Annotated in this window: 4 protein-coding genes and 2 pseudogenes; 5 read left to right on the top strand and 1 reads right to left on the bottom strand. The window is 49.5% G+C overall.

What is annotated here, in order from left to right; all coding sequences use genetic code 11:
• From HMPREF1144_RS11910 to fghA, 5 genes and pseudogenes are all read left to right on the top strand, one after another.
• Window positions 1–782 (top strand): annotated as a pseudogene (locus tag HMPREF1144_RS11910) (IS110-like element IS4321 family transposase); the annotation flags it as partial.
• Between the two features lie 527 nt (window positions 783–1,309).
• A complete protein-coding gene (gene frmR, locus HMPREF1144_RS11905) occupies window positions 1,310–1,585 on the top strand; it encodes a formaldehyde-responsive transcriptional repressor FrmR (protein ID WP_001141270.1) in 276 nt (91 codons plus the stop codon).
• A 30-nt stretch (window positions 1,586–1,615) separates the two neighbouring features.
• A complete protein-coding gene (frmA, locus tag HMPREF1144_RS11900; protein WP_000842086.1) occupies window positions 1,616–2,725 on the top strand; it encodes an S-(hydroxymethyl)glutathione dehydrogenase in 1,110 nt (369 codons plus the stop codon).
• A 41-nt stretch (window positions 2,726–2,766) separates the two neighbouring features.
• Window positions 2,767–3,165 (top strand): VOC family protein, encoded by a 399-nt coding sequence (locus tag HMPREF1144_RS11895; RefSeq protein WP_000235177.1) that lies wholly within the window; start codon window positions 2,767–2,769, stop codon window positions 3,163–3,165.
• Between the two features lie 65 nt (window positions 3,166–3,230).
• Window positions 3,231–4,067: an S-formylglutathione hydrolase gene (gene fghA, locus HMPREF1144_RS11890; protein WP_009652884.1), complete on the top strand. Its 837-nt coding sequence runs from the start codon at window positions 3,231–3,233 to the stop codon at window positions 4,065–4,067.
• Window positions 4,068–4,094: 27 nt separating this feature from the next.
• Here fghA and HMPREF1144_RS11885 read toward each other — a convergent pair.
• Window positions 4,095–4,503, bottom strand: a pseudogene (locus HMPREF1144_RS11885) (resolvase); the annotation flags it as partial.

The raw sequence follows: 4,503 nt of genomic DNA, 5'->3' as shown, positions 1-4,503 counted from the left end.
ATATCACCACAATTTGTCCGCCCGTTCGTTAAAAGCAATAAAAACGACTTTGTCGACGCCGAAGCTATTTGTGAAGCGCATCGCGTCCGTCTATGCGTTTTGTGCAGCCCAGAACGGAATCTCAGCAGGCAATGCGGGCTCTGCATCGTGTCCGTGAATCCCTGGTTCAGGATAAGGTAAAAACAACCAATCAAATGCATGCTTTTCTGCTGGAATTTGGCATTAGCGTTCCCCGAGGAGCTGCCGTTATTAGCCGACTGAGTACCATTCTTGAGGATAATAGTTTGCCTCTTTACCTCAGCCAGTTATTGCTGAAATTACAACAGCATTATCACTATCTTGTTGAGCAGATTAAAGATTTGGAATCCCAGTTGAAACGAAAGTTGGACGAAGATGAGGTTGGACAGCGCTTGCTGAGCATTCCCTGCGTCGGAACACTGACAGCGAGTACTATTTCAACTGAGATTGGCGACGGGAAGCAGTACGCCAGCAGCCGTGACTTTGCGGCGGCAACAGGGCTTGTACCTCGGCAGTACAGCACGGGAGGTAGGACGACATTGCTGGGAATTAGTAAGCGAGGTAATAAAAAGATCCGAACTTTGTTGGTTCAATGTGCCAGGGTATTCATACAAAAACTGGAACACCAGTCTGGCAAATTGGCCGATTGGGTCAGGGATTTACTGTGCCGGAAAAGCAACTTTGTCGTCACTTGTGCTCTGGCAAACAAGCTGGCCAGAATAGCCTGGGCCCTAACGGCACGACAGCAAACTTATGTAGCATAACGGCAGAAATACACCGGTTTAAAGAATTACTGATCTGGTTTTGCGAATACTGATATTGATGATACTAACGGCCCACCGGCCTGTTGAGGAACCTGTAAAACGGAAAGGCTCATTGAAGCCGTATATTTTCTGGAGGTTCATCAGGCGCGGAACTCATCAAGGCGCGGGAATAAAATCCCATTCAGACGCCGGATAGATTCAAGCAAGCCAACTTGTCGTCAAAATCGGTGTTGCAAAAACGGGAGTGACCATAGATTCCGTTTTCCAAGCGGACCCCATCAATGATGAGCCAATATCTGGCGAAATTTAACAGAACCGCCTATGCCCCAAATCCCGTATCGGTAGATATCATTTTTGTAGTAACTTTCCTTCCGACAGTATCACAGCCAAAAATAATATAAATATATGATTTATATCGTAAATAAAGGTAGTTATGTTTATTCTTAGTTATACTATAGTGGAGTATGCATTGACGATAATTATATACTCCACTATAGTATATAAAATCAAAAATGGTGAGGTAAATAATGCCCAGTACTCCTGAAGAGAAAAAAAAGGTCCTTACCCGTGTTCGCCGCATTCGGGGTCAGATTGATGCTCTGGAAAGAGCGCTGGAAAATGGTGCTGAATGCCGTTCCATTCTTCAGCAGATAGCTGCCGTTCGCGGAGCAGCTAACGGTCTTATGGCAGAGGTGCTCGAGAGCCACATACGGGAAACCTTTGACCAGAATGACAGCTACAGCCATGAAATCAGTAAATCCGTTGACGATACGATTGAACTGGTTCGCGCCTATCTTAAATAGCTAAGCCATCACATTGAGGATAATTTACATATGAAATCACGTGCTGCCGTTGCATTTGCACCAGGGAAGCCCCTGGAGATTGTTGAAATTGATGTTGCACCACCTAAAAAAGGCGAGGTGCTGATTAAAAATACCCACACCGGTGTCTGCCACACCGATGCCTTTACCCTCTCCGGGAACGATCCTGAGGGCGTTTTCCCGGTGGTTCTCGGCCACGAAGGGGCCGGTGTCGTCGTGGAGGTCGGTGAAGGCGTGACCAGCGTGAAGCCGGGAGACCATGTGATTCCGCTTTACACCGCCGAATGCGGGGAGTGTGAATTCTGTCAGTCCGGGAAAACGAACCTCTGTGTATCGGTTCGCGAAACTCAGGGAAAAGGACTGATGCCTGACGGAACCACCCGCTTTTCTTACAATGGCCAGCCTCTTTACCACTACATGGGATGCTCCACCTTCAGTGAGTATACGGTAGTGGCCGAGGTTTCTCTGGCAAAAATTAACCCGGAGGCAAACCATGAACACGTCTGCCTGCTGGGCTGTGGCGTGACTACCGGGATTGGCGCTGTTCACAACACAGCGAAAGTACAGCCTGGAGATTCTGTCGCTATTTTTGGTCTTGGCGCAATCGGTCTGGCTGCCGTTCAGGGGGCTCGCCAGGCAAAAGCAGGACGCATTATCGCTATCGACACCAACCCGGCCAAATTCGAACTTGCCCGTCAGTTCGGTGCAACCGACTGCATCAACCCGAACGACCATGACAAACCGATTAAAGATGTGCTGCTTGAAATCAACAAATGGGGCATTGACCACACTTTTGAATGTATCGGTAACGTCAACGTTATGCGTGCGGCGCTGGAAAGTGCTCACCGTGGCTGGGGCCAGTCCATTGTCATCGGCGTGGCCGGCGCCGGGCAGGAGATATCCACCCGTCCATTCCAGCTCGTTACCGGGCGCGTATGGAAAGGTTCTGCTTTCGGCGGAGTGAAAGGCCGTACGCAACTTCCGGCCATGGTAGAAGATGCCATGAAGGGTGAAATTGAACTGGAGCCATTTGTTACCCACACGATGACGCTGGATGAAATCAATGAGGCCTTCGATCTTATGCATGAAGGTAAATCAATCCGTACGGTAATCCGTTACTGATAGCGTCTTAACTGAGTCAAACCAACTGAAGGAAATGGATCATGGCAACACCTGTAATTTCTGGTAATGACGTTTTTTCCCACGTCTTCATCGGTGCATCCGATGTTGAAAAATCCGCTGATTTTTACGATGCTGTCCTCGGTACGCTTGGCATCAATAACCTCGGCCCGTTTGGCAATGGCTGGGTACTTTATGGTCGCGAAAAGCCAGCCTTTATTATTGCACATCCGGGCAACGGTGAAGCGCCATCGGCCAACGGCGTTACTGTCGGCTTTGCAGCTGCAAGTCCGGAAGAAGTTGATGCTTTCCACGCCGCGGGCCTTGCCGCCGGAGGGAAAGATGAAGGTCAGCCTGGCCCGCGCAGCCATCTCCCTGGAGCCTATGCAGCCTACCTGCGAGACCCTGCGGGTAACAAAATCACGGCTTATACGTTCATCTGACGTCCGGCTATAAAGAGACTTCCCCTGACTCCCTGTCAGGGGAAATAACCATGAGACAGAGGCTGATGGAACTCATCGAGCAGCATGCCAGCGCTGGCGGCTGGCAAAACGTATACCGCCATAATTCACAAACACTTAATTGTGGGATGAATTTCGGTGTTTATCTTCCCCCCAAAGCAGCAACAGAAAAACTGCCGGTCCTGTACTGGCTCTCGGGTCTGACCTGTACGGAGCAGAATTTCATCACCAAATCGGGTATGCAGCATTATGCCGCCAGGAACAACATCATCGTCGTTGTTCCTGATACCAGTCCCCGTGGAGAGCATGTCGCAGATGCTGACAGCTACGATCTGGGCCAGGGTGCCGGATTTTATCTGAACGCGACGGAACATCCGTGGAACACGCATTACAGGATGTATGACTATATTCTCCATGAGCTTCCGGATGTTGTCATGGAGCATTTACCTGTAACATCAAGGAAATCAATATCCGGTCACTCCATGGGGGGGCTGGGAGCGCTGGTTCTGTCGCTGCGAAATCCTGATGAATATGTGAGTGTATCGGCATTTTCACCAATAGTGTCACCTTCTCAGGTGCCATGGGGACAACAGGCATTCACCGCGTACCTGGGTGAAAATAAAAAAACGTGGGAGCACTACGATCCCGTCAGTCTCATTTTACAGGGTGCGAAATTACCAGAAATTTTTATTGACCAGGGATTAAGTGACGCCTTTTATGAAGATCAGTTACGCACTAAAAGTCTTGAAAGAGTGTGCAACGAGATGAACATCAACACATCATTCCGATATCATACTGGTTACGACCACAGCTATTATTTCATTTCCAGCTTTATTGGTGAGCACATTGCTTACCATGCCAACAGGCTCAGGCTGTCAGCATGAGTTGATTTCCAGCCTCAGAAAATGTGCTTAATTTTCAGGCCTGAACAGGGCCTGAATCCTGCAGACCTGAGATGTGCTGTAACCGGTGGCTTCAGCAGTTTCTCTTATGCTCAGTTTCTTGACCTGTCGGTAATACAGAACTTTCTTATGTCGTTCCTGATCGGCCTGTTTGCCCCGGTATTTTCCCAGCGTATGTGCCCGTTCAATTCCCTGCTTCTGCCGATGGCGGCGGCTCAGCCAGTCCTTATGCGACATCGAGGCCATCAGGTCGATAAGCATATTATTGATGGCGGTTATCACGGCGCGGGTGATTGGGTCAGCCTGCGAAGGATCTTTATCTGACAGCGCCTGCCATGAGGTGGGTACATCGAGGCTGACAATCCGCAGCTCGTGTTGCTCGATTTGCTTTTTCAGCGTCATCCAGTCGCTGTTGCTC

The organism is Klebsiella sp. OBRC7 (assembly GCF_000293135.1).
In the GTDB taxonomy this organism is placed as follows: domain Bacteria; phylum Pseudomonadota; class Gammaproteobacteria; order Enterobacterales; family Enterobacteriaceae; genus Klebsiella; species Klebsiella michiganensis.
Note: the sequence above shows the minus strand (reverse complement) of the source record. Positions and strands in the feature narration are given on the sequence as shown.